Genomic DNA, 24,530 nt, shown 5'->3' on the forward strand with positions numbered 1-24,530 from the left:
CAAGAATGGCTAAGGTATTCGCGATAGCGAACCAGAAAGGTGGCGTGGGCAAAACCACCACCTGCATCAACCTCGCAGCATCCCTGGTCGCCACTAAGCGCCGGGTGCTGTTGATCGATCTCGATCCACAGGGCAACGCCACCATGGGCAGCGGTGTGGATAAACACGGCCTGGAAAATTCGGTCTACGACTTGCTGATCGGCGAGTGTGACCTGGCCCAGGCCATGCACTACTCCGAGCACGGTGGTTATCAACTGCTGCCGGCGAACCGCGATTTGACTGCGGCGGAAGTGGTGTTGCTCGAAATGCAGATGAAAGAAAGCCGTCTGCGCAGCGCCTTGGCGCCAATCCGCGAGAACTACGATTACATTTTGATCGACTGCCCTCCGTCGCTGTCGATGCTGACGCTCAACGCGCTGGTTGCCGCCGATGGGGTGATTATCCCCATGCAGTGCGAGTACTACGCGCTGGAAGGGTTGAGCGACCTTGTGGATAACATCAAGCGTATCGCTGAGTTGCTGAACCCCAACCTGCAGATCGAAGGCTTGCTGCGCACGATGTTCGATCCGCGCCTGAGCCTGATGAACGATGTGTCGGCGCAGCTCAAGGAACACTTTGGCGATCAGTTGTACGACACCGTGATCCCACGCAACATCCGCCTGGCCGAAGCGCCAAGCTACGGCATGCCCGCGCTGGCGTACGACAAATCATCGCGTGGTGCCATTGCCTACCTGGCACTGGCCGGCGAGATGGTTCGCCGTCAACGCCGCAACCCACGCACCGCTGCAGCCCAGACAACTTAAGGAATCCCCATGGCCGTCAAGAAACGAGGTCTCGGACGTGGACTGGATGCACTGCTGAGTGGTCCGACTGTCACTTCGCTTGAAGAGCAAGCGGTGCAGGCCGACGAGCGCGAGCTGCAACACCTGCCGCTGGACCTGATCCAGCGCGGCAAGTACCAGCCACGCCGGGACATGGACCCCCAGGCGCTGGAAGAACTGGCCAACTCGATCAAGGCCCAGGGCGTGATGCAGCCGATTGTGGTGCGCCCGATTGGCGGTGGTCGTTTTGAAATCATCGCCGGCGAACGCCGTTGGCGCGCGAGCCAGCAGGCCGGCAAGGAAACCATCCCGGCGATGGTGCGCGATGTGCCGGATGAAACCGCCATCGCCATGGCGTTGATCGAAAACATCCAGCGTGAAGACCTCAACCCGATCGAAGAAGCGATCGCATTGCAGCGTCTGCAGCAGGAATTCCAGCTGACCCAGCAACAAGTGGCCGACGCGGTGGGTAAATCCCGCGTTACCGTGTCCAACTTGCTGCGTCTGATCGCGTTGCCGGAAGTCATCAAGACCATGTTGTCCCACGGCGACCTGGAAATGGGTCATGCCCGTGCTTTGCTCGGTTTGCCGGAAAATCAACAGGTTGAAGGGGCGCGACACGTTGTCGCACGGGGGCTTACGGTGCGTCAGACTGAGGCGCTGGTTCGCCAGTGGCTGAGCGGCAAACCTGCACCGGTCGAAACGGCCAAACCTGATCCGGATATCGCACGCCTCGAGCAGCGCCTGGCCGAGCGGCTGGGCTCTGCGGTACAAATTCGTCACGGCAAGAAGGGCAAAGGGCAATTGGTCATCGGATATAACTCGCTTGACGAGCTTCAGGGCGTCCTTGCCCACATCCGCTGAAACATTTGCTTATGTAGCGCGCGATCGGAAAACACTACCCGACAGTTGAATAGGGGCTGAACCGCCCCTATACTCTGCGCGCATTTTGTCGGCACAAATTATGCCAAGTTATTGATTCTCGGCAGCCGACCATTGAGGAGCAAGAGTGATGGAAACCCGCACGCCAAACACGTTGCCGTTCCATCGCTTGGCCGTTTTCCCGGTTTTATTGGCTCAATTTGTCATTTTATTAATCGCCGCGTTGGCGCTTTGGTACTGGCATGGAGTCGTAGCCGGATATTCAGGACTCTGCGGAGGCCTGATAGCCTTGCTGCCCAATATGTATTTTGCTCACAGGGCCTTTCGGTTTTCCGGCGCCCGAGCAGCCCAGGCTATCGTCCGGTCATTTTATGCCGGCGAGGCGGGGAAACTGATTTTGACGGCAGTGCTGTTTGCACTGACCTTTGCAGGTGTGAAGCCATTGGCGCCGCTGGCTGTATTCGGCGTCTTCGTGTTGACCCAACTGGTCAGCTGGTTCGCTCCCCTGCTAATGAAAACAAGACTTTCGAAACCTTAGGGCGTTTGAGGCAACCATGGCAGAAACAACCGCTTCGGGCTATATCCAGCACCACTTGCAGAACCTGACCTTCGGTCAGCTTCCCAACGGCGGCTGGGGCTTCGCCCACACCGCAGCAGAAGCCAAAGAAATGGGTTTCTGGGCTTTCCACCTGGATACTCTGGGCTGGTCGGTCGCATTGGGTCTGATCTTCGTCCTGATTTTCCGCATGGCGGCGAAAAAGGCGACTTCCGGTCAGCCAGGTGCTTTGCAGAACTTCGTTGAAGTATTGGTCGAATTCGTCGATGGCAGCGTGAAAGACAGCTTCCATGGCCGTAGCCCGGTGATTGCACCGCTGGCACTGACCATCTTCGTCTGGGTGTTCCTGATGAACGCCGTCGACCTGATCCCGGTTGACTGGATTCCTCAGCTCGCCATGGCGATCAGCGGCGACCCGCATATTCCATTCCGTGCGGTATCGACCACTGACCCTAACGCTACCCTGGGCATGGCCTTGTCGGTATTCGCGTTGATCATTTTCTACAGCATCAAGATCAAGGGCATCGGCGGCTTCATCGGCGAACTGACCCTGCACCCGTTCGGCAGCAAGAACATTTTTGTTCAAGCCCTGCTGATCCCGGTGAACTTCCTGCTGGAATTCGTCACCCTGATCGCCAAGCCGATTTCCCTGGCTCTGCGACTGTTCGGCAACATGTATGCCGGCGAGCTGGTGTTCATTCTGATCGCTGTGATGTTCGGCAGTGGTCTGCTCTGGCTTAGCGGCCTGGGCATTGTTCTGCAGTGGGCGTGGGCTGTGTTCCACATCCTGATCATCACCCTGCAGGCCTTCATCTTCATGATGCTGACCATCGTCTACCTGTCGATGGCGCACGAAGAGAACCATTAAGACCAGTCTCGACTAGTCTGATGTCCTTCCCGGTGAAACGGGAAGGTGGCCCACCAGGGCTATGAAACGATTTGTTTTACCGCTTTAAAATCTAAAAAACCTAAACCATACGACGTAAAAGTCGGGAGGAAAGATGGAAACTGTAGTTGGTCTAACCGCTATCGCTGTTGCACTGTTGATCGGCCTGGGCGCCCTGGGTACTGCCATTGGTTTCGGCCTGCTGGGCGGCAAGTTCCTGGAAGGCGCAGCGCGTCAGCCAGAAATGGTTCCAATGCTGCAAGTTAAAATGTTCATCGTTGCCGGTCTGCTCGACGCCGTGACCATGATCGGTGTTGGTATCGCTCTGTTCTTCACCTTCGCGAACCCCTTCGTTGGTCAACTCGCCGGTTAATCACTCGTTTTTTCGAGTGATTGGTGTGTTGTGCAACGAACGAGCGAGGTATTGGCGTGAACATTAATGCAACCATTATTGGTCAGTCCTTAGCGTTCTTGATTTTTGTCGTTTTCTGCATGAAGTTCGTATGGCCTCCGGTCATCGCAGCTTTGCACGAACGTCAGAAGAAGATCGCGGATGGACTGGACGCTGCCAGCCGTGCAGCTCGCGACCTGGAGTTGGCCCAAGAGAAAGCGGGCCATCAACTGCGCGATGCTAAGGCACAGGCAGCTGAAATCATTGAGCAAGCCAAGAAACGCGGTAATCAGATTGTTGAAGAGGCTGTTGAAAAAGCCCGTATCGACGCTGACCGTGTGAAGGTTCAGGCTCAGGCCGAGATCGAGCAGGAATTGAACGGTGTCAAAGATGCGCTGCGTGCCCAACTGGGTGCTCTGGCCGTCGGCGGTGCTGAGAAGATCCTGGGTGCCACAATCGATCAAAACGCGCACGCGGAGCTGGTTAACAAACTGGCTGCTGAAATCTAAGCGAGGGCGATCATGGCAGAATTGACCACGTTGGCCCGACCTTACGCTAAGGCAGCCTTCGAGCACGCCCAGGCCCACCAGCAGCTGGCCTCTTGGTCAGCCATGCTCGGCCTGGCTGCAGCAGTGTCGCAAGACGACACGATGCAGCGCGTGCTCAAGGCCCCGCGACTGACGAGCGCAGACAAGGCCGCCACTTTTATTGAAGTGTGCGGCGACAAGTTTGATGTGAAGGTACAGAACTTCATCCACGTCGTTGCCGAAAACGACCGTCTCCCGCTTTTGCCGGAGATCGCCGCTCTTTTCGACCTGTACAAGGCCGAAGAAGAGAAATCGGTAGACGTTGAAGTGACCAGTGCTTTTGCATTGAACCAAGAACAGCAAGACAAACTCGCCAAGGTTCTCAGTGCACGACTCAATCGGGAAGTGCGCCTGCAAGCTTCGGAGGACGCATCCCTGATTGGTGGTGTTGTTATCCGTGCCGGCGACCTGGTTATCGATGGCTCGATTCGCGGCAAAATCGCGAAACTTGCCGAAGCATTGAAATCTTGAGTTTGAAGGGGCAGCAGAGCAATGCAGCAACTCAATCCTTCCGAAATAAGTGAAATTATCAAGGGCCGCATCGACAAGCTCGATGTGACCTCCCAAGCCCGTAACGAAGGCACTGTCGTCAGCGTATCTGACGGCATCGTGCGGATTCACGGTCTGGCCGACGTAATGTACGGCGAGATGATCGAGTTTCCGGGCGGCGTCTACGGTATGGCCCTCAACCTGGAGCAAGACTCCGTAGGTGCCGTTGTATTGGGCGCGTACACCAGTCTGGCTGAAGGCATGAGCGCCAAGTGCACAGGCCGCATCCTGGAAGTTCCGGTTGGTAAGGAACTGCTGGGTCGCGTAGTCGACGCACTGGGTAACCCTGTTGACGGTAAAGGTCCACTGGGCAACACCGAGACCGACGCGGTCGAGAAAGTTGCTCCAGGCGTGATCTGGCGTAAGTCGGTAGACCAGCCTGTACAGACTGGCTACAAGGCTGTCGATGCCATGATCCCGGTCGGCCGTGGCCAGCGTGAGCTGATCATCGGTGACCGTCAGATCGGTAAAACCGCTCTGGCGATCGACGCGATCATCAACCAGAAAGACAGCGGCATTTTCTGCGTCTACGTAGCCATTGGTCAGAAGCAATCGACCATCGCCAACGTGGTTCGCAAGCTGGAAGAAAACGGCGCCCTGGCCAACACGATCATCGTGGCTGCCAGTGCTTCGGAATCTCCTGCGCTGCAATTCCTGGCACCGTACTCCGGTTGCACCATGGGTGAATTCTTCCGCGACCGCGGTGAAGACGCGCTGATCGTTTATGACGATCTGTCCAAGCAAGCAGTGGCTTACCGCCAGATTTCCCTGCTGCTGCGCCGTCCACCAGGCCGTGAAGCTTACCCAGGCGACGTGTTCTATCTCCACTCCCGTCTGCTGGAGCGCGCATCCCGCGTTTCGGAAGAATACGTAGAGAAGTTCACCAACGGCGCAGTAACCGGCAAAACCGGTTCCCTGACCGCACTGCCGATCATCGAAACCCAGGCTGGCGACGTTTCCGCGTTCGTTCCGACCAACGTGATTTCCATCACCGACGGTCAGATCTTCCTGGAATCGGCCATGTTCAACTCCGGGATCCGTCCTGCTGTGAACGCCGGTGTTTCGGTATCCCGTGTGGGTGGTGCCGCTCAGACCAAGATCATCAAGAAGCTCTCCGGTGGTATCCGTACCGCTCTGGCTCAGTACCGTGAACTGGCGGCATTCGCCCAGTTCGCTTCTGACCTGGACGAAGCGACCCGTAAGCAACTTGAGCATGGTCAGCGCGTTACCGAGCTGATGAAGCAGAAGCAATACGCCCCAATGTCGATCGCTGACATGGCGTTGTCGCTGTATGCCGCTGAGCGTGGGTTCCTGACTGACGTCGAAATCACCAAGGTCGGCAGCTTCGAACAAGCGCTGATTGCTTACTTCAACCGCGATCATGCCGACTTGTTGGCCAAGATCAACGTGAAGGGTGACTTCAATGACGAAATCGACGCTGGCATGAAAGCCGGTATCGAGAAGTTCAAGGCCACCCAAACCTGGTAAGCCGCAGCGGGAGCCGCAAGGCTCCCGCTTGCTAACCTGATAGGTGTTACATGGCAGGCGCAAAAGAGATTCGCAGTAAGATTGCGAGCATCAAAAGCACGCAAAAGATTACCAGCGCCATGGAAAAAGTGGCGGTCAGCAAAATGCGCAAGGCACAAATGCGCATGGCTGCTAGCCGTCCTTATGCGGAGCGTATCCGCCAGGTAATTGGGCATTTGGCTAACGCCAACCCGGAATACCGCCACCCGTTCATGATCGACCGCGAAGTTAAGCGTGTGGGTTATGTGGTAGTGAGCAGTGACCGTGGTTTGTGCGGTGGTCTGAATACCAACCTGTTCAAGGCCCTGGTCAAGGACATGGCGGTAAACCGCGAAAAGGGCGTCGAGATCGATCTGTGTGTAGTTGGTAGCAAGGGTGCGGCCTTTTTCCGCAACTTCGGCGGTAACGTCGTTGCAGCTATCAGCCACCTGGGTGAAGAGCCGTCGATCAATGATTTGATCGGCAGTGTGAAGGTGATGCTGGATGCGTACCTGGAAGGCCGGATTGACCGCCTGTCCGTGGTATCCAACAAGTTCATCAACACCATGACCCAGCAGCCAACCGTGGAGCAATTGATTCCACTGGTGGCGACTCCGGATCAGGAACTCAAGCACCACTGGGACTACCTCTACGAACCAGAGGCCAAAGAGCTGCTTGACGGCTTGATGGTGCGCTACGTGGAGTCGCAGGTGTACCAGGCGGTGGTCGAGAACAACGCAGCTGAACAAGCGGCGCGGATGATCGCGATGAAAAACGCTACCGATAACGCCGGTGATCTGATCAGCGATTTGCAGCTGATCTACAACAAGGCGCGTCAGGCTGCGATCACCCAAGAGATCTCGGAAATCGTCGGCGGCGCTGCCGCGGTTTAACGGTTCAAATATTCAGAGGATCCAGCTATGAGTAGCGGACGTATCGTTCAAATCATCGGCGCCGTTATCGACGTGGAATTCCCACGCGACAGCGTACCGAGCATCTACAACGCGCTGAAAGTACAAGGCGCGGAAACCACTCTGGAAGTTCAGCAGCAGCTGGGCGACGGCGTGGTTCGTACCATTGCGATGGGTTCCACCGAAGGCTTGAAGCGCGGTCTGGACGTTGTCGACACTGGCGCTGCCATCTCCGTACCGGTCGGTAAAGCGACCCTGGGCCGGATCATGGACGTACTGGGCAACCCGATTGACGAAGCTGGCCCGATCGACACCGAAGAGCGCTGGGGCATTCACCGTCCAGCACCTTCGTTTGCCGAACAAGCTGGCGGCAACGATCTGCTCGAAACCGGTATCAAGGTTATCGACCTGGTTTGCCCGTTCGCCAAAGGCGGTAAAGTCGGTCTGTTCGGTGGTGCCGGTGTAGGCAAAACCGTAAACATGATGGAACTGATCCGTAACATCGCCATCGAGCACAGCGGTTATTCCGTGTTCGCCGGTGTGGGTGAGCGTACTCGTGAGGGTAACGACTTCTACCACGAGATGAAGGACTCCAACGTTCTGGACAAAGTGGCACTGGTTTACGGTCAGATGAACGAGCCGCCGGGTAACCGTCTGCGCGTAGCACTGACTGGCCTGACCATGGCCGAGAAGTTCCGTGACGAAGGTAACGACGTTCTGCTGTTCGTCGACAACATCTACCGTTACACCTTGGCCGGTACTGAAGTATCCGCACTGCTGGGCCGTATGCCTTCCGCAGTAGGCTACCAGCCGACCCTGGCCGAAGAGATGGGCGTTCTGCAAGAACGTATCACTTCGACCAAAGAAGGTTCGATCACCTCGATCCAAGCGGTATACGTACCTGCGGATGACTTGACTGACCCGTCGCCTGCGACCACCTTCGCCCACTTGGACGCCACCGTCGTTCTGTCCCGTGACATCGCTTCCCTGGGTATCTACCCAGCGGTCGATCCACTCGACTCGACTTCGCGCCAGCTGGATCCGAACGTGATCGGCCAGGAGCACTACGACACCGCTCGCGGCGTTCAGTACGTGCTGCAGCGTTACAAAGAACTGAAGGACATCATTGCGATCCTGGGTATGGACGAGCTGTCGGAAGCCGACAAGCAGTTGGTAAACCGTGCTCGTAAGATCCAGCGTTTCTTGTCGCAGCCGTTCTTCGTGGCTGAAGTCTTCACCGGTGCTTCGGGTAAATACGTTTCCCTGAAAGACACCATTGCTGGCTTCAAAGGCATCCTCAACGGTGACTACGACCACCTGCCAGAACAAGCGTTCTACATGGTCGGCGGCATCGAAGAAGCGATCGAGAAAGCCAAGAAACTGTAATCTCGGCGCCCGGAAACGGGCGCTCATCAGGTTGAGGCAATCAGATGGCTATGACAGTCCATTGCGATATCGTCAGCGCGGAAGGGGAAATCTTCTCCGGTCTGGTAGAAATGGTGATTGCACACGGCGAACTCGGTGACCTGGGTATTGCCATGGGCCACGCGCCGTTGATCACCAGCTTGAAGCCAGGTCCGATCACTCTGACCAAGCAAGGCGGGGAACGTGAGGTGTTTTACATCTCCGGCGGTTTCCTCGAGGTTCAGCCGAACATGGTCAAGGTACTTGCCGACACCGTGCAACGTGCTGGCGACCTGGATGAAGCCTCCGCTCAGGAAGCCGTAAAGGCTGCCGAGAAGGCCCTGAACGAAAAGGGTGCGGACTTCGACTACAGCGCTGCTGCTGTACGTCTGGCCGAGGCTGCAGCTCAGCTGCGCACGCTCCAGCAGATCCGCAAGAAGTAAGTGGCCTAGCCGCAATGCTTCAAGCGCGATTGATTAAAAAGGGTAGCCTCGGCTACCCTTTTTCTTTTTCAGCAAAACACTCTCTGGTCTGAAGCCGGACCGCCCAGGATTGGTAGCCATTCATGTCTCTTGAAATCGTCATTCTCGCCGCAGGCCAGGGCACCCGCATGCGTTCGGCCCTGCCCAAGGTGCTGCACCCGGTCGCGGGTAATTCCATGCTCGGTCATGTTATCCACAGCGCCCGGCAACTGGACCCACAGCGCATTCACGTGGTGATTGGCCACGGCGCTGACGTGGTGCGTGAACGCCTGGCCGCGGATGACCTGAATTTCGTGTTGCAGGACAAGCAACTGGGCACCGGCCACGCGACAGCGCAAGCTGTACCGTTCATCAGCGCCGACACCGTGCTGATCCTCTACGGCGATGTACCGCTGATCGAAGTCGAAACCCTGCAACGCCTGCTCAAGCACGTAGTACCTGGCCAAATGGGCCTGCTCACCGTTGAGCTGGATGACCCAACTGGCTACGGCCGCATCGTGCGCGATGCCAGCGGCAAGGTCGCGGCTATCGTCGAGCACAAAGACGCCAGCGAAGCCCAACGCGCGATAACTGAAGGCAACACCGGCATTCTCGCCGTGCCGGCCAACATGCTGGCGGACTGGATGAGCCGCTTGTCCAACAACAACGTCCAGGGCGAGTACTACCTCACCGACGTCATCGAAATGGCCGTCACTGACGGCCTGCTGGTTGCCACCGAGCAGCCCCATGACCCGATGGAAGTGCAGGGCGCCAACGACCGCAAGCAGCTTGCCGAGCTTGAACGTCACTACCAACTGCGTGAAGGTCGCCGCCTGATGGCCCAGGGCGTGACCCTGCGTGATCCGGCGCGCTTCGATGTGCGTGGTGAGGTCACTGTCGGCCGCGACGTGCTGATCGACATCAACGTAATTCTTGAAGGCCGCGTGATCATCGAAGATGACGTGGTGATTGGCCCTAACTGCGTGATCAAGGACAGCACCTTGCGCAAAGGCGTGGTCGTTAAGGCCAACAGCCATCTTGACGGCGCGGTGATGGGCGAGGGCAGCGATGCCGGTCCGTTTGCGCGCCTTCGTCCGGGCAGCGTACTGGGTGCCCGTGCGCACGTCGGCAACTTCGTCGAACTCAAGAACGCGAAAATGGGCGACGACGCCAAGGCCGGTCACTTGGCCTACCTCGGCGATGCGGTGATCGGCGCGCGCAGCAACATCGGCGCCGGTGCGATCACCTGCAACTACGATGGCGCCAACAAATACCAGACCACCATTGGTGAAGACGTGTTTATCGGCTCCAACAACTCGCTGATTGCGCCGGTCACCATCGGTGATGGTTCCAACACAGCGGCAGGTTCGACCATCAACCAGGATGTGGATAAGTCCCAACTGGCTGTTGCCCGCGCCCGCCAGCGCAATATCGACGGCTGGAAACGCCCGGTCAAAATCAAAAAGACCTGAGTTATCCACAATCCCAAGATCAATGCAGTTCAAATGTGGGAGCGGGCTTGCTCGCGAATGCGGTGTGTCAGTCAACTTTTCAGTGCCTGACCGAACGCTTTCGCGAGCAAGCCCGCTCCCACATTATGCTCAGTGTTGTGCAAAAAACTTTTCGATCTGCTTGACGATTTCCTACCAATAGGTTTTGATTGCCTTCGTTATCTTTCGAAACGAAACTTATCACTACCATGTCGAAACGAAATACACCCCAACGACGCCATAACATTCTGACGCTGCTCAATGAACTGGGCGAAGTCAGCGTGGACGACTTGGCCAAGCGTTTCGAAACCTCGGAAGTGACCATCCGCAAGGACCTCGCCGCCCTCGAAAGCAATGGCCTGCTGCTACGCCGCTACGGTGGCGCTATTACCATGCCCCAGGAACTGGTCGGCGACGCCGCGCAGCCCATCTCGGCCTACAAGCGCGCCATCGCCCGTGCGGCCGTCATGCGCTTGCGTGAACATGCACGCATCATTATCGACAGCGGCAGCACCACCGCCGCCATGATCCCGGAGTTGGGCCATCAGCCCGGCCTGGTGGTGATGACCAACTCCCTGCATGTGGCCCGTGCCCTGAGCGAGCTGGAGCATGAGCCGGTGCTGTTGATGACCGGCGGCACCTGGGACCCGCATTCGGATTCGTTCCAGGGCCAGGTCGCTGAACAAGTGCTGCGCTCCTACGACTTTGATCAGTTGTTTATCGGTGCCGACGGCATCGACCTGGCACGTGGCACCACCACCTTCAACGAACTGCTGGGCCTGAGCCGTGTCATGGCCGAGGTCGCCCGTGAAGTGGTGGTGATGGTCGAATCCAACAAGATCGGCCGCAAGATTCCCAACCTGGAACTGCCCTGGAGCAGCGTCCATACCCTTATTACCGATGATCGCCTGCCGCTTGAGGCCCGCGACCAGATCCAAGCCCGCGGCATTACGCTGATATGCGCGGCAATCATCTAGGAGATACACCATGTGTGGAATTGTAGGCGCAGTCGCTGAACGCAACGTCACCGCCATCCTGCTTGAAGGCCTCAAACGTCTGGAATACCGCGGCTATGACAGCGCTGGCGTAGCCGTCTTTACCAACGCCGGCAAGCTCGAGCGCATGCGCCGCCCAGGCAAAGTCAGCGAACTGGAACAAGCTTTGCTCGGCGAGCCGCTGGTGGGTCGTCTTGGCATCGCCCACACCCGTTGGGCCACCCACGGTGCACCGTGCGAACGTAACGCTCACCCGCATTTCTCCGGTGACCTGGCCGTAGTGCACAACGGCATCATCGAAAACCACGAAGTGCTGCGCGAACAGCTCAAGGGCTTGGGCTACGAGTTCACCTCAGACACCGACACCGAAGTGATCGCCCACCTGCTCAACCACAAGCTCAAGGACCTCGGCGACCTGACCGTCGCGCTCAAGGCTACGGTCAAGGAACTGCACGGCGCCTACGGCCTGGCCGTGGTCTGCGCCAGCCAACCCGACCGCGTGGTGGCTGCACGCAGTGGCAGCCCATTGGTGATTGGCCTGGGCCTGGGCGAAAACTTCCTCGCCTCCGACCAACTGGCCCTGCGCCAGGTCACCGACCGCTTCATGTACCTGGAAGAAGGCGATATCGCCGACATTCGCCGTGAAAGCGTGCAGATCTGGGACGTCAACGGCGTGCCGGTCGAGCGCGAAGCCGTGCAATACCGCGACGGCGCCGAAGCTGCCGACAAGGGCGAATTCCGCCATTTCATGCTCAAGGAAATCCACGAGCAACCGTCCGTGGTGCAGCGTACCCTGGAAGGCCGCCTGAGCCAGAACCAAGTACTGGTCAACGCCTTCGGCCCACAAGCCGCCGAGCTGTTCGCCAAAGTGCGCAATGTGCAGATCGTCGCCTGCGGCACCAGCTACCACGCCGGTATGGTTGCCCGTTACTGGCTCGAAGAACTGGCCGGCATCCCGTGCCAGGTCGAAGTCGCCAGCGAGTTCCGCTACCGCAAGGTGGTGGTGCAGCCCGACACCCTGTTTGTGACCATCTCCCAGTCCGGCGAAACCGCCGACACCCTGGCCGCGCTGCGTAACGCTAAAGAACTCGGCTTTCTCGGCAGCCTGGCGATCTGCAACGTCAGCATCAGCTCGCTGGTGCGCGAGTCCGACCTGACCCTGCTGACCCAGGCCGGTCGCGAAATCGGCGTGGCGTCCACCAAAGCCTTTACCACCCAACTTGTTGGCCTGTTGCTGCTGACCCTGTCCCTGGGCCAGGTGCGCGGCAGCCTCGCCGAAGGCGTCGAAGCCACATTGGTCGAGGAACTGCGCCGCCTGCCGACCCGCCTGGGCGAAGCCCTGGCCATGGACAGCACCGTGGAAAAAGTCGCCGAACTGTTCGCCGACAAAAACCACACCCTGTTCCTCGGCCGTGGCGCGCAATACCCGGTGGCGATGGAAGGCTCGCTCAAGCTCAAGGAAATCTCGTACATCCACGCCGAAGCCTACCCGGCCGGCGAGCTCAAACACGGCCCATTGGCCCTGGTGGATGACGACATGCCAGTGGTCACCGTCGCGCCGAACAACGAACTGCTGGAAAAGCTCAAATCCAACCTGCAGGAAGTACGCGCGCGTGGCGGTCAGCTAATCGTGTTTGCCGATGAAAAGGCCGGCATGACCAACGCCGAAGGCACTCACGTCATCAACATGCCGCACATCCACGACACCCTGTCGCCGATCCTCTACACCATCCCGTTGCAGCTGCTGTCGTATTACGTTGCCGTGCTCAAGGGCACCGACGTTGACCAGCCGCGTAACCTGGCGAAGTCGGTGACGGTGGAGTAATAGGCCATACCCTGGAGGCCCTTGGGTGAAGCTACGAAATAAAGTCTGTCGGAAATAAATAAAGTCTGTCGCTGGCGCCTTCCTGCCCCCCCGGTTGAGCAGCCAGCGACGTTTTCCTGCGTGCCTCATTGCTCTCGACGCAGCTCTAGGTTTTATCGACAAAATGATCTTAGCTATTCAGCCTGAGGAAACTGTGCGTTCCTTTGTGGAAAGAACTCTTTTTATTAAAGGAAAACATTCTTCCGAAGAAATTTTTCGGAGGTTTCCCAAAAACTGCGTATTACGAGCGGATATTTTGTTAATCGCCGAAATGCAGGGATGGATTGGCTGCTATGGCTTGAACAAGATGCTTCATAGGCATACTAACTATCCGTTAAAGAAGGTTTTCAAGAATGTTCAAGATATCTCCTACTCTAGGGACGAATACATAGATCAATCGAGGTGCTACGACTCAAATAGAACCCATCAGGGTTTTGTCCTGTTTGTGTTGCCGAAGATATTGAACGCTTAGGATTTTCCTTCTGGCGACGTGCTCACTGTTGTGAGCTGAAAGTCTGCGCTGAACACAATGTAGAGCTTGTTAAGCGCTGCCCCTTCTGTGACAGGCAGTTTTGCCATGGAGGTCATAATTTGGGAGTGATGTGGACCAGCTGCGAGGGTCGGTATCTTAAAGACTGCCCTGTGACGCTGAACACAGATCCATATGAGCTGAAGAAAGCTCAGATTTTTATGGATATTCTGTCATTCACCCATCACCTCTCAGAGGAGTCAGTTCTCGCGGTCTTGGATGAAAAAGTCCATAAAAACGATGATCTAAAGCGTAGAGTTTTGAACTCTGGATCCAACATGCAACTGGGAGAAATAATTAAATGGCGGCTGGAAACTGTTAAGACGTCGAGGTCTGTAAACAGGCTTCCACACGGAGAATCCACTGATTTTATTATCCAGGCTATAGTCGAAGCCTATGGAAAGTTTGCGGACTTTGTCAGTGATGTGAAAGCATATGGAGACGAAATCCGCCCGATTGAGTCATTGTGGTCCACGTATATTTCAGGGCATCAAGAATCAACGCATTTCGTTGAAGAAGACTACGACCAAGGTGTTGGTGTTTGGTGTTGTCCGTTCCCTGCTAAGGACTTATTGCGAATGTGGGATTGGCGGCCAGTTTATTATCCATGCTGTAGTTTTGAACGGCCAAAAAGAAAAGGCCCTCAACCTAAACCCGAACGAGTAAATAATGCGCCGCCGGGTGTTTACAGACGGAAATAGTTTTCCTCTCTAAATGTACGCTAGGAGGACTAACCTCTAATGAAGTTATTGCCATGAGTTTCGATATCCCCTTCACACTATAAGATCAACTGGTCAATCCTTGACGGTGAATATCGCTGTTTCCTCTCGCTCACTGCGCCGCCAGGGAGACAGAACAGGTCACATATAAATGCCGTATTCAATTCTGAGCAATACGTCTCGAACCTCGGGATAGCCGCTAGGTTTGGTCAGCATCTCGCAAGGGCTGCGTCGGTTGAGTGCAAGTAATGGTGAACCGAGCCACCTATCGGCGCTTTTACGGTTTCCTAAAGTGTGACTTGCCTGCATCAAGACTTGTACCCGCCTGAGCTCGTAGCCACGGTATGTTGAGCTCCAGCATGCTGGCGGGCGCGAAAGGGCCAATCCTAGGATCGAAATCTTACTCATGTCCTTACACCTCGTTTTTCTTCAGCTAGCGTGAGGGGCTACCGAAATCCGCTGGCCTTACCGCATTGCACGTGGTCGTGAAGGACCGTCGACTTGGAGCGATGCAGCACCGTGGACAAGAATGCTCTTGAGGCGGGGTATCGGTTCCGATTTTCCAAGCAAGACGAGAGCATGGGAACCCGGGCGTAAAGCTCGGTCGTAGTGACTGGACCGCGCTGCAGTCCAGTAATCGCCTCGTACGCCATTCGTATCATGCTGAGCAGCCGAGAATCTCGGGCCTCCCAGTCAACGGGGTATTTTTCCACTTTGGCCGGCCGTGGCGAAATGATGAGTTGGTTATCCAGACTTGAACTGACTCCTACTCACTCGGGTCAGTCGAAAGCAACGGTTGAATCGTCGCATCCTAGGACCAAATCTGACAATGATCAGCCAACACACTTTCATAGCTCTCTCAACTTTGTAGAGATATGCAAGCGGCATATTCTGCAAGCTATTTACGATAACCATGCTTCAGGTACTGAAGGGAAGATGACGCCTGAGATGTTGGAGGTGGGCTTCAGTCCCACCCCACATAACATTTACAAGTTCTATAGTGATCTTGGTTACGATTCCGGCACGGAGGTGAGTGTTGACTACGCAGTGAGAGAATTTCTGACTCCTCGTCCGGCGCACATCAAAAGGAGTGGCGTTTATTTTTACGGTCGTAAGTACAATTCACCGAAGTTGATTGAAACCGAAGTTTTTGACCGGATTGCGTTCAATGGCCAGATACCGGTAACCGCTTATGTCATGACGATGTGTGTCAGACATATCTGGATCGAATTAGAAGGCGTTTTGTACGAGCTGGACTTTGTAAAGCCAGCGAGCGTTCACCCCAGCAGCGTCGACATTTCTCTGTCGGATCTTCAGGCGCTCAATGAGAATCGGCTGCGCGGCAATGCGCAGCTTCGTGAAGAGCAGCCCGCAATCCTTCAGGATCGCAATGCCCAATTTCTTCACGCCACTGGCAAGGCCTGGGACAGTGGTACCCGCAAGCCTGGGCGCCCTGCGAAGGGCGGAGCGGCTGAGCGTGATGCCGCCGACCAGAAGCGGTTGATGGGGAAAGGCAATGACTAACATCTTTTCTGCGCGCTTTGACGGGCTAGACACGCTGGCTGATATCCGGAGTTTGATTACAGTGCAACCTGATCCGGTAGCCGGGCTTGAGGAATTGAGCCCTGCATTGGCCGCTGAGCGTTTGTCAGAGGTACTGAAGACGATTTTCCTTCCCAACCAGTTTTCTTTGGACTTCATCAAAGACACTGTTGATCGTGCGCGCAGCTTTTCGGCGGAGAGTTTCTCCACGTACCAGCAATATCAGCGGCGGCTATATCACCCCCCTGAGCACGAGGCGTTTCCTATCTGCCTCACCGGCCTTGCAGGGGTTGGGAAGAGCCAAACTATCAGTGCGCTGATGAAGGTGATGCCTAGACCTGCAACCTATGCATCCGCTCATTACCACGAACCTCATATATTAATCTCGTACTGGTACGCCAGCGCCAGGGGTAAGGCTGGCGGCAGGCAGCTGTTGGAAGACTTCCTAGGTGGCGACGCGACAGGAGTTAGAGCGAATACATCAAAGCTACTGACGGAGTGCCGGCGTAGGGTTAATCGTGATGGTGTATCACTAATGATGCTCGAAGAGATGCAGCATCAGAGCACTGGTCAAGGGGTGGCCCGCGTTACGGATATTCTCCTTACCATGGCCGGGCTTGGGGTTCCGATGGTCTATGTCGCCAACTACAGCCTGGGTCACAAATTGCTGACAAGGAACAGTGAGGACAAGCAACGGCTTCTCTCTGAACCCCGTGTCATGCTACCGGACCATTCTGACTCGAAGGCCTGGAAGGAGTATGTTCTAGAATGCATACGGGTGAGCGGGGGGCGCGTATCTGCAGATCCAAGCGCCCTGGTACATGAGCTGTATCGCTGGACGTTCGGTATAAAGCGTCTGGCGGTTCAACTGATCAAGGTGGCGTATCTTGAGGCCCGTGCAGCTCGTCGCCATACGATTACTTTGGAGGACGTCAACAAGGCATACCTTTCAGCCTTTTACTCCAGCAGTAGGGACGACGTCGAGGAGCTAATTCGCCTCAGCGTTCATAAGAGCAAAACCGGGGGCAGGCCTGATCTTCGTTGCCCGTTCCCGGTGCCGATGCCATCAAACGTCTTGAGCTTTGCCAAGGACGATCGTGCTTCACGTGTGAGCGAGAAGATTTTTGTTTCATCCCTTACAGCCGAGGAGCGCAAGACTTTCGAGCTGCTCCATCCCCCGGGTTCACCGTCCAATCTCCCTTCGAAGCCCAAGCGAGAGAAGAAACCAGCATTGCCCGCCCAAACTCGAGAAGGCTTAGAGGATGCGTACAGCCGACTGCTATCAGAGTCCAAAGGGTCACCTAAGCCCAGAGGGCCTGCAAAGTAAGCGCTAAGAAAGCAGTTGCGTGTCCTCCCAAGACATTGTCAGTCCTATGAAGAGGGTGTTGCCTGCAACAATGCAGGCAACACTTGCTCGGCCGAGCCCATGAGCATCAGCTCATTTGGAGCCCCTAGGCAAACGTCTACAATGTTGACGTGGATGACCGTCGCGCCAGATGTCGACGCGATTTCAGGAATATCCGCTGCAGGCCTGACTATTCCTGAAGTCCCGACGGAGATCAGAACGTCGCAATTTTTGACGTCAGCCAATGCTGCTTTCCAAGATCCTGAAGGCAGATCCTCTCCAAACCACACAACTCCTGGTCGGAGTTTCCCATTGCACCGGGTGCACCGTGGAGGCTCTACCCATTGTCCTTCTTCAGAAACCTGGAATTGATCAGTTGTGAGTTCCGCCGGACGCTTGCAGGCAAAGCAGATCGGATTGATCAAGCTGCCGTGCAAATGCACGACGTTCTGAGATCCCGCGCGCTCGTGCAGGTCATCGATATTCTGAGTGATAACCGAAACCTGTATGCCAGTGCTCGCCAGTCGGCTAATAGAAAGATGAGCGGCGTTTGGTTGGGCTTGGCCAGCTTGGGAACGCCGCCACAGGTACCACCCCCAGACCAGTTGAGGGTTTTCTCGAAAAGCTCGTGCTGTTTCCAACTTTTCAGGGTCGTGCTTCTCCCAAAAGCCTGTGAGCTTGTCGCGAAATGTTGGAATCCCACTTGCAGCAGAGACGCCGGCGCCGGTGAAAAACACGACTTTTCGAGCAGCGGCCAGGGCTCCGATAGCTCTATCCCAATCGTTCATCTGGGAACTTTCGCGTCTGTAGCGTAAGTGATCGGGGAGTGATAGCTGCTTTCGGTGGAAGAGCTGAAAACCGGACCCATTGGAGACACGTCAGGATCTGACGCCTCTTCGATCCGACCCGCCAGCAGCATCTGAAACGGATTTGGATAGTGGCGCAGGAGAGATTTGGCGTCACGGCGTATTCGTTCTGGTAACGAGGAATCTCGAGATAGCTCGAGGAGAAACTCTCCCGTTTGGATGACAGCCCGGGTACGTTCATTTGGCATGGTCATATTGAGGCCCTCTGAAACATCGCGCAGCGGCTCCTGCCCCGCAGATCTTCAGTTTAGCTCTCTAAGGTGGTCTAAGAGCAAAACAGGCTCCGGGCTTCTAAAGCAACGCCTTGGAGGAGTCCCAGATTCGGCTATTGTGACATTTTCCTGATTTTCCGCTGACTCGGCCCTATGAAAGCCTTGTAAATTAGGCCTTTCATAGAATACAAACAGCATACAGAACGGCACTTGTTTACAAGTTATATAAATAGCGCTGTGTGACATTGGTATGACGGAGGCAAAATGGCGCAGGATGCGATAGCGAAAATTCTGGCCAAGAACGGCCCGATGCTGAGTAGTGAGCTCGCGAAGATTCTGGAATCTCAATACAACCTGGCTCCTACGGCCGCTCGCAAGCGGGTTGAGCGGGGCTTTGAAGATATGAGAAAGCTCAGCCACCTGATCTTTCCTCACCGTGCCCGCTTTGTGTATCTACGATCCGACTACGGCTCGCCGAAGTTTTTTTCCAATCTGATTGATGCTCTTCAGAAGACGAATAGCGCCTACTACTCAGCCCTCCAAGCCCTGAAAATGCGCTCCAACTTCATGCTGCGGTCTCATTTCCTTATCGCCTGTGGAGCGCCGGTTGCTCAGTTGAAACATGTCTCGGCCGAAAGCCTGCTTGAACGGTTGATCAGCGCGAGTCTGGTCAAGGAAGTAGCACTGCCCGGAGGGGATACATGCGTCGTGAGGTGCGATCAAGAAATGCCTCTCCAAGACGGGAACACGCTGGCCAAACTCAAGGCTCGAAACATTGCAGAGCGATTGGCGCTGATCGCGGTAAAGGACTGGGCACGAAAATTAGGGCTGGTGAGCTACGACGCCGTCAAAACCCGTGAGGACGATGGGCTAGAGAAGATGCCTCAGGTAGGTACGTTTCAGTGGGATATGGCGGGTCCATCATTTCTGTTTCCGATGCGTTCGTATTCTGAGGCTGCCGGAGTTAAGGGCGGATTTTTTGTCTGCGATATTGCTTTGGATGGACGGGTAACTGCGGAGGAACTGAGTGCATTTGTCAAAAAATGCGTGACGCTGCGAAACCTTTCAAAGGTAAGCCGCTGTTTGCAGGTTTTTGTAGCTGAGGAGTTTTCCACCGAAGCATTCTCGCTCCTAAAAGCAGAGGGCATTATTCCTGCCACTACTGAAAGCCTTTTCGGCCTAGAGGTAGCCAGAGCCCTGAAAAGCCTGTGCTCATTACTCGAAAACACGGCCAAGCTCTTGGACAGCCCTGAGTCACTGGATCAAGTTTTCAACGTGCTTTCGCGGATAGAGGGCGCCGGGTCCACTTTGCGAGGAAGTTTGTTTGAGTTCGCAGTTGCTCACATTGCCAAGTCCACGTTCCCGGGCGGCGATCCTGAAGTGAACCGGAAGGTTAAGGACAGCCTTGGCCGGCAGGCCGAAATTGACGTATTGGTAGTCAGGAGGCATCGAGACGTGGTGTTCATTGAGTGCAAGGGAGTACATCCCCTGGGCAATGTTGATGACGCAGAAGTCGCCAAATGGCTCGACAAGCGCATTCCTGTGCTCCGTGAAGTGGCTAAGCATCATTCTGAATGGGGATATCTGCCGCAGCGGTTTGAAATTTGGAGCAGCGGTAATTTCACTCCAGAGGCGCTGCTACTGATCTCGAATAGAAACCTTGAAACCGATAAGTACGAAATCGTCGCCAGGAACGCGGATTACGTTTTCGAGCAGGTTATGGCAAGTCACGATGCTGGATTGATCCGTACCTACGAACAGCACTTCATCAACCACCCCATGAGAGAGGTTGAGTTGAGCAGGGACCGCGCTGCAAGGAAAGCAGAACGAGAAAGAAAGCGAGCCCGCTTGGAACAACGGTCTTCACCCGTGTAGCAGTTGCGCGGAAGTTCTGTCATTGACGTAGTTGTTTCACTGGTTGAAAGCAATCCGGCATCAGCGAAGCCCAGAACTATATGCCAATCGGAGCGTCAAGGAAGCGAGGCGTCCAGCGCGTTTTTGAAGACGAATGCGTCGCCCCTCAAGAGGTGATCCAGTCTTCCGAACACATTCCGAAGCTCCTGCCGGTAGGCGACTTTTGTTAGTAAGTCGGCCCCCTCGATCACGGCTGTCAGGAATGACGATGCAACATCCGCCATCTTCGGATCGCTCTGGAGCTTTACATAGCTTCGAATGACGATTTCCAGCAAATACGTCTTGAACGAAGCTGACAGTTTTTCACTTGGGATGATGTCTTCCAGCATCGAACCAAGCGCCTTGGTGGCTTGCTTGGAGATGTAGTGGCGATCAAAGCGATCGGCAGAACGGGTTGCCTGCGGGATTTCTGAATCATCCATGTGCGCGCACTGCTCAGCCCAATCCGTGGCGATGCTGACCAGGCGGCAAAGGAGGTAGTGAAAAGGTGTTGGCCACTCCTGATAGGCCTCTTCGTCGGGTGGCCCAGACATTTTCTTGAGGATCTTTTCGGCAAAGTCTCCAAAGTAGTGGAGCCACATGTGGTCTTGCAGCCCTTGATGGATGCCTTCGTGCACCATGATCTCAAAGAGTGTGATGCCCGAATTGATCGGGCAGCGAAATCGCCCTGTCTCCTGGTAGGAACCTAGCGGCTCGTTGAGCTTATCGGACAATTGTCTTTCTTCATCCAATCGGCGGCGTACTGAGTCGCCAATGGCAGCATCCAAGCCGTTCTTCACCGCCGTGGCTGCATCGGCAAAGAAGAAGCGAAGCAGTCGATTGCTCTCCGGCAGATACAGGCGGCTTCCGCCATTCAGGTTTTGATTGTTCTTCAGCTCGACGTAGAGGCGACTTCCCGGCGCGCCCAGCAACGCATCAATGTAAAGCGTAATGAAGTCGGAGCGTATCGCCTCGTCCGTTTCAAGGAGCTTGAGGCAGAAATGTGGGTGGGCCTGCGCCAAGTGAACGGTTAGCTCAGGTGAGGTAACGAGGTTCAGTAGGATTTCACGGGCTTGCGTACTGGCCTCGTCCCGAGCCATTCGCCAAGACTTCACTTTGTGCAACATGCCACGCCAGTGCTTGCGCCAAGCTGATAGGGGGGCTGCGGATTCCCCGCGTAAGAGCGCTGCGAGGTCAATCTTGGGCTTGTCGAGGCCATCAATCCAGCGCACCAACCAGGATTGCTGCTGTGTCAGCGAAATGAGTTTCAGCAGTTGCGGTTCGACCAGCACTACCAGCTCGTCGTAGCGCTTGGTGAGGTGCAAGTTCTCAATCAACTCACGAAAGACGTGGACTCTGCTTCGAGCAAGCTTAGGAAACCGTGTTCGCCAAAAGAAGTAGAGAGCAGTCGAAAGCAGAAGCAGATAAACCGCACTGGGACTGTCGAGTCCCCATTTCCAAGGACCCAGGCTGTAGTACAGCCCAAGCTGCTCCAAAGCGGGGGCAAACACTAGATAGTGGACGAGAAGAAAGGCCGATATACCAACAACCGAATCTACCCAAGTCGTGCAGAAACGAAATCGAAGTCTGCTGGTAGGAGAGATCAGCGCCCACACAGCGGCGATAACGCCCAATATGGTGAGCAAGCTGGTGGTGTCAATCTGGGTAGGAGCTGTCATAGGGTAATCATTTCTTGTCCATTCTTTTACTGACAAGGCGCACATGCGCCTAGCGAAAATTTGTCAGACATACATTGGGCGCAAGCAAACAACGCCTTGGTCCAGGTTGCTCCAAGGCTTGGTCCGAAAACAGCGCGAAGCCTCAAGGTTCACAGCTAGCCTTGTTTGGAGAAGGACGCCGTTGCAAGTCCTGCCACGAGATGAGGTTCAGCCTGCGCGCCTTGACCATAGCCATTAATGTAGGCGCCAGCGCCGAATTGACTCAGTTGCCGGGACCACTGTCCCGTTCAGCATCCTCGCGCACCGCTACCTTTGCTAGATTTGTGTTGATTTAAAGGTGGGATAGTCTCACGTCAACACAAGTGTCAATTTCGCCTTAGCGTTAAGACGTTGATTATGAAAGCGGCTGATCGTTTTGCTTTGGGCTCATATAGGCATGTTGCTGCGTCCAGTCAATGCTGGAAGGCGACCGACCTGCACGCAGTGGGTATAGCCAGGACGCCTGACTGCAATGCTTGAGGTCAAGGTAGTAGTTGGGGTGGTGGTCCCACATCGCAGATTCGTCAATCGGCGCCGTGCAGTTGTATTCGCTGAATTGCAAGTTTTTACTCTCATTGAGAAATTTGACGAAACCTTCTAGGCAACTATGGCCACCACCACCCATATGACCATTTAGATAAAAGCGACCGCTATACCCCGCGGCAATGCTTAGTTTGTCGTCCTTGCATCTGAACATCAGCAAGGTACCGTCATGTCGGCCTGGATTACCTTCGGCATCCTCAGAGGTGCAGAGCCGGACCAGCTTGATACTGATACCGGTGCCTCTGACAGCCGGCTCGAAAAACTCGCGATAGTCACCGCCAATTTCTGGGTAAGGGAACATAGTGCTAGAGCCGTTGATAAGCCACTCCAGGTTGCACCCATAGCGATCGGCAATACGTATGGCCAGATCAAATGGCAGCGCTTCACGACCTTCGATGCAGTTCATCAGCGTTGCCGGCGACGGTTCCCCCAAGGCCAAGGCTAAGTGAGGCAAATCGCTGCGCTCGCCCCAAGAAAAAACGTTGTCTTCGCGCAAGCGCGCAAATAGCGCTTGCAAGCGCTGGCCTGTAGAGCGCTGCCAGGATTCACACAAGGACGCCTCCTCAGGTTTGGGTGCCTTGAGAGATTCAAGGTAGCGCGCCAAACCAAACCGGGTTTCCCCCTCTAGAGAGCGTTCATGTCTGGCAGCTGATTGGATCAGCAGTTGGTGCAAGTTATCAGGAAAGTCGCGAACGCTTAATCTGGCCATGGACGATACTCGCTGTCATTTTGAGGGCATTTTGCGGGCGTTTCGGCATAATAGCGACAAAATGACAGCAAGCGCTACCTATTGCGGTTTAATCTGGATAATCACCTTGCTAAGGCCAAATGACAGATTGAGTGGGAGGCGGGATTGCATTCGCCGCCATCTTGTTGAGGCCTATGCGGGATTGACCCACTTATCGGCTCGAGGCTGCCTTCAAGCTGGCGCCACTTCCGCAATCGCAATGTTTCGAGATTCAGGTTAGGTCAGTGATATCTCGGCTTTAGGGTCAATTTAGCGTCGGCGCCAACATGTAGCGGCAGGCGGATACCAGAGGAATTGACTGACGGTTGGAGATGATCATTACTTGATCAATGTCAGAAATAAAAATAAACTTCTGACATCAGAATTGCGATAGTTATTTAAGCCCTATGAAGACCCTCCCCGAATCGATCCTAGACCACAGCAGGCGTCTGCCTGAGGGTGGCTTACTGAGTCCCAAAGAGTTTCTACACTTGGGGAGCCGGGCTGCTGTAGATCAGGCGCTTTCACGATTGGCGAAGGCAGGGCAGCTCATTCGCGCGGCTCGTGGGCTTTACCTAGCCGCCATTACAGACCTGGGCAAGCAAGCAACGCCGTCGATGGATAAGGTTGTTAGCGCCCTGGCTTCGAAGAATCAGGAAGAGATCGTCCTTGATGGGGCGCGCTCTGCAAAGATGCTGGGTCTGTCGGCGCAAGCCCTAGATGGGAACGTTTTTCTCAGCAATGGGCGTACTCGGGCGCTTAAAGTGGGAGATGCAACGGCGGAGATAAGACACGCCCCTCGCTGGATGCTAGCGCTTGGCTCCACGACTGCCGGTGCTGTAATTCGAGCCTTGGCTTGGTTGGGAGAGCGGCGTATAGGTGAGGTGATGGAAAGGCTGCGTAAACAGCTGACTCCCATCGACTGGCAGGCGTTGAGCTCGGTGCGGTCGCTACTGCCATCTTGGATGGCTCTTGCAATCGGTCGAGAGGTGGGGTGACAGGTTGCAGCTCGGCGGAATTTCGGGAGGGGCCATTTAAGACCACTCCAACATGAACTAGGCTACGCCGCCATGCCAGCTGCCCGGCTCCAAAGTGTTAGCACGTGTGTGTACAGATGTTGAATTGGGAATGGA

General features: G+C 55.5%; 24 protein-coding genes. 19 read left to right on the plus strand and 5 right to left on the minus strand.

What is annotated here, in order from left to right; translation table 11 throughout:
* Positions 1 to 5: 5 nt before the first annotated feature.
* From QF043_RS28715 to QF043_RS28785, 15 genes are all read left to right on the plus strand, one after another.
* Positions 6 to 803: a ParA family protein gene (locus tag QF043_RS28715; RefSeq protein ID WP_307421076.1), complete on the plus strand. Its 798-nt coding sequence runs from the start codon at positions 6 to 8 to the stop codon at positions 801 to 803.
* A gap of 9 nt (positions 804 to 812) precedes the next feature.
* On the plus strand, positions 813 to 1,685 hold the full coding sequence (locus QF043_RS28720; protein WP_056860943.1) for a ParB/RepB/Spo0J family partition protein: 873 nt from the start codon (positions 813 to 815) through the stop codon (positions 1,683 to 1,685).
* Between the two features lie 148 nt (positions 1,686 to 1,833).
* Complete coding sequence (locus QF043_RS28725) at positions 1,834 to 2,241, plus strand: F0F1 ATP synthase subunit I (protein ID WP_010565865.1); 408 nt, start codon at positions 1,834 to 1,836, stop codon at positions 2,239 to 2,241.
* Between the two features lie 16 nt (positions 2,242 to 2,257).
* Entirely contained in the window at positions 2,258 to 3,127 is an 870-nt protein-coding gene (gene atpB, locus QF043_RS28730; protein WP_017135123.1) for a F0F1 ATP synthase subunit A, read from the plus strand.
* Between the two features lie 133 nt (positions 3,128 to 3,260).
* On the plus strand, positions 3,261 to 3,518 hold the full coding sequence (gene atpE, locus QF043_RS28735; protein WP_002555987.1) for a F0F1 ATP synthase subunit C: 258 nt from the start codon (positions 3,261 to 3,263) through the stop codon (positions 3,516 to 3,518).
* 56 nt (positions 3,519 to 3,574) lie between these two features.
* Complete coding sequence (locus QF043_RS28740) at positions 3,575 to 4,045, plus strand: F0F1 ATP synthase subunit B (protein WP_056860942.1); 471 nt, start codon at positions 3,575 to 3,577, stop codon at positions 4,043 to 4,045.
* 12 nt (positions 4,046 to 4,057) lie between these two features.
* Positions 4,058 to 4,594: a F0F1 ATP synthase subunit delta gene (locus tag QF043_RS28745; protein ID WP_017135121.1), complete on the plus strand. Its 537-nt coding sequence runs from the start codon at positions 4,058 to 4,060 to the stop codon at positions 4,592 to 4,594.
* Positions 4,595 to 4,615: 21 nt separating this feature from the next.
* A complete protein-coding gene (gene atpA / locus QF043_RS28750; protein WP_017135120.1) occupies positions 4,616 to 6,160 on the plus strand; it encodes a F0F1 ATP synthase subunit alpha in 1,545 nt (514 codons plus the stop codon).
* Positions 6,161 to 6,210: 50 nt separating this feature from the next.
* Positions 6,211 to 7,071 (plus strand): F0F1 ATP synthase subunit gamma, encoded by an 861-nt coding sequence (atpG, locus tag QF043_RS28755; RefSeq protein WP_307421077.1) that lies wholly within the window; start codon positions 6,211 to 6,213, stop codon positions 7,069 to 7,071.
* A gap of 27 nt (positions 7,072 to 7,098) precedes the next feature.
* Positions 7,099 to 8,475, plus strand: coding sequence for a F0F1 ATP synthase subunit beta (gene atpD, locus QF043_RS28760; RefSeq protein ID WP_017135118.1), 1,377 nt, complete (start codon positions 7,099 to 7,101; stop codon positions 8,473 to 8,475).
* Between the two features lie 44 nt (positions 8,476 to 8,519).
* Positions 8,520 to 8,936 (plus strand): F0F1 ATP synthase subunit epsilon, encoded by a 417-nt coding sequence (locus tag QF043_RS28765; protein WP_032885166.1) that lies wholly within the window; start codon positions 8,520 to 8,522, stop codon positions 8,934 to 8,936.
* Positions 8,937 to 9,058: 122 nt separating this feature from the next.
* Positions 9,059 to 10,426 carry a bifunctional UDP-N-acetylglucosamine diphosphorylase/glucosamine-1-phosphate N-acetyltransferase GlmU gene (gene glmU / locus QF043_RS28770; RefSeq protein WP_307421080.1) on the plus strand — a complete coding sequence of 456 codons (1,368 nt, stop codon included), beginning with the start codon at positions 9,059 to 9,061 and terminating at the stop codon, positions 10,424 to 10,426.
* 227 nt (positions 10,427 to 10,653) lie between these two features.
* Positions 10,654 to 11,421 carry a DeoR/GlpR family DNA-binding transcription regulator gene (locus tag QF043_RS28775; protein WP_307421081.1) on the plus strand — a complete coding sequence of 256 codons (768 nt, stop codon included), beginning with the start codon at positions 10,654 to 10,656 and terminating at the stop codon, positions 11,419 to 11,421.
* Between the two features lie 10 nt (positions 11,422 to 11,431).
* Complete coding sequence (glmS, locus tag QF043_RS28780) at positions 11,432 to 13,264, plus strand: glutamine--fructose-6-phosphate transaminase (isomerizing) (RefSeq protein ID WP_236368967.1); 1,833 nt, start codon at positions 11,432 to 11,434, stop codon at positions 13,262 to 13,264.
* Positions 13,265 to 13,945: 681 nt separating this feature from the next.
* Positions 13,946 to 14,533 (plus strand): hypothetical protein, encoded by a 588-nt coding sequence (locus QF043_RS28785; RefSeq protein WP_307421083.1) that lies wholly within the window; start codon positions 13,946 to 13,948, stop codon positions 14,531 to 14,533.
* Positions 14,534 to 14,692: 159 nt separating this feature from the next.
* On the opposite strand, the gene QF043_RS28790 is transcribed toward QF043_RS28785, so the two are convergent.
* A complete protein-coding gene (locus tag QF043_RS28790; protein WP_307421085.1) occupies positions 14,693 to 14,959 on the minus strand; it encodes an antitoxin Xre/MbcA/ParS toxin-binding domain-containing protein in 267 nt (88 codons plus the stop codon).
* Positions 14,960 to 15,286: 327 nt separating this feature from the next.
* Between QF043_RS28790 and QF043_RS28795 the strand changes: the two genes are divergently transcribed.
* Positions 15,287 to 16,075, plus strand: coding sequence for a transposase (locus tag QF043_RS28795; RefSeq protein WP_307421086.1), 789 nt, complete (start codon positions 15,287 to 15,289; stop codon positions 16,073 to 16,075).
* On the plus strand, positions 16,068 to 17,420 hold the full coding sequence (locus QF043_RS28800; protein WP_307421087.1) for a transposase: 1,353 nt from the start codon (positions 16,068 to 16,070) through the stop codon (positions 17,418 to 17,420). Before QF043_RS28795 ends, QF043_RS28800 begins: the two co-directional genes overlap by 8 nt.
* Positions 17,421 to 17,464: 44 nt before the next feature.
* On the opposite strand, the gene QF043_RS28805 is transcribed toward QF043_RS28800, so the two are convergent.
* Together QF043_RS28805 and QF043_RS28810 are read right to left on the minus strand one after the other, a co-directional pair.
* A complete protein-coding gene (locus QF043_RS28805; protein WP_307421088.1) occupies positions 17,465 to 18,226 on the minus strand; it encodes an NAD-dependent deacylase in 762 nt (253 codons plus the stop codon).
* The gene (locus QF043_RS28810; RefSeq protein WP_087716003.1) at positions 18,223 to 18,498 is read right to left on the minus strand and encodes a BPSL0761 family protein; all 276 of its coding nucleotides are present in this window, start codon (positions 18,496 to 18,498) and stop codon (positions 18,223 to 18,225) included. The genes QF043_RS28805 and QF043_RS28810 overlap by 4 nt, the downstream gene beginning before the upstream one ends.
* A 282-nt stretch (positions 18,499 to 18,780) precedes the next feature.
* Between QF043_RS28810 and QF043_RS28815 the strand changes: the two genes are divergently transcribed.
* Positions 18,781 to 20,391: an NERD domain-containing protein gene (locus QF043_RS28815; RefSeq protein ID WP_087716002.1), complete on the plus strand. Its 1,611-nt coding sequence runs from the start codon at positions 18,781 to 18,783 to the stop codon at positions 20,389 to 20,391.
* 95 nt (positions 20,392 to 20,486) lie between these two features.
* Here QF043_RS28815 and QF043_RS28820 read toward each other — a convergent pair whose 3' ends face one another.
* On the minus strand, positions 20,487 to 22,088 hold the full coding sequence (locus QF043_RS28820; protein ID WP_307421090.1) for a hypothetical protein: 1,602 nt from the start codon (positions 22,086 to 22,088) through the stop codon (positions 20,487 to 20,489).
* A 394-nt stretch (positions 22,089 to 22,482) separates the two neighbouring features.
* On the minus strand, positions 22,483 to 23,379 hold the full coding sequence (locus QF043_RS28825; protein ID WP_307421091.1) for a hypothetical protein: 897 nt from the start codon (positions 23,377 to 23,379) through the stop codon (positions 22,483 to 22,485).
* Between the two features lie 425 nt (positions 23,380 to 23,804).
* On the opposite strand from QF043_RS28825, the gene QF043_RS28830 reads away from it, so the two are divergent.
* Positions 23,805 to 24,395, plus strand: coding sequence for a DUF6088 family protein (locus QF043_RS28830; RefSeq protein ID WP_154907161.1), 591 nt, complete (start codon positions 23,805 to 23,807; stop codon positions 24,393 to 24,395).
* The last annotated feature ends 135 nt before the right edge of the window (positions 24,396 to 24,530 follow it).

Origin of the sequence: Pseudomonas sp. W3I7 (assembly GCF_030816095.1) — a bacterium.
Classification (GTDB): domain Bacteria; phylum Pseudomonadota; class Gammaproteobacteria; order Pseudomonadales; family Pseudomonadaceae; genus Aquipseudomonas; species Aquipseudomonas salomonii.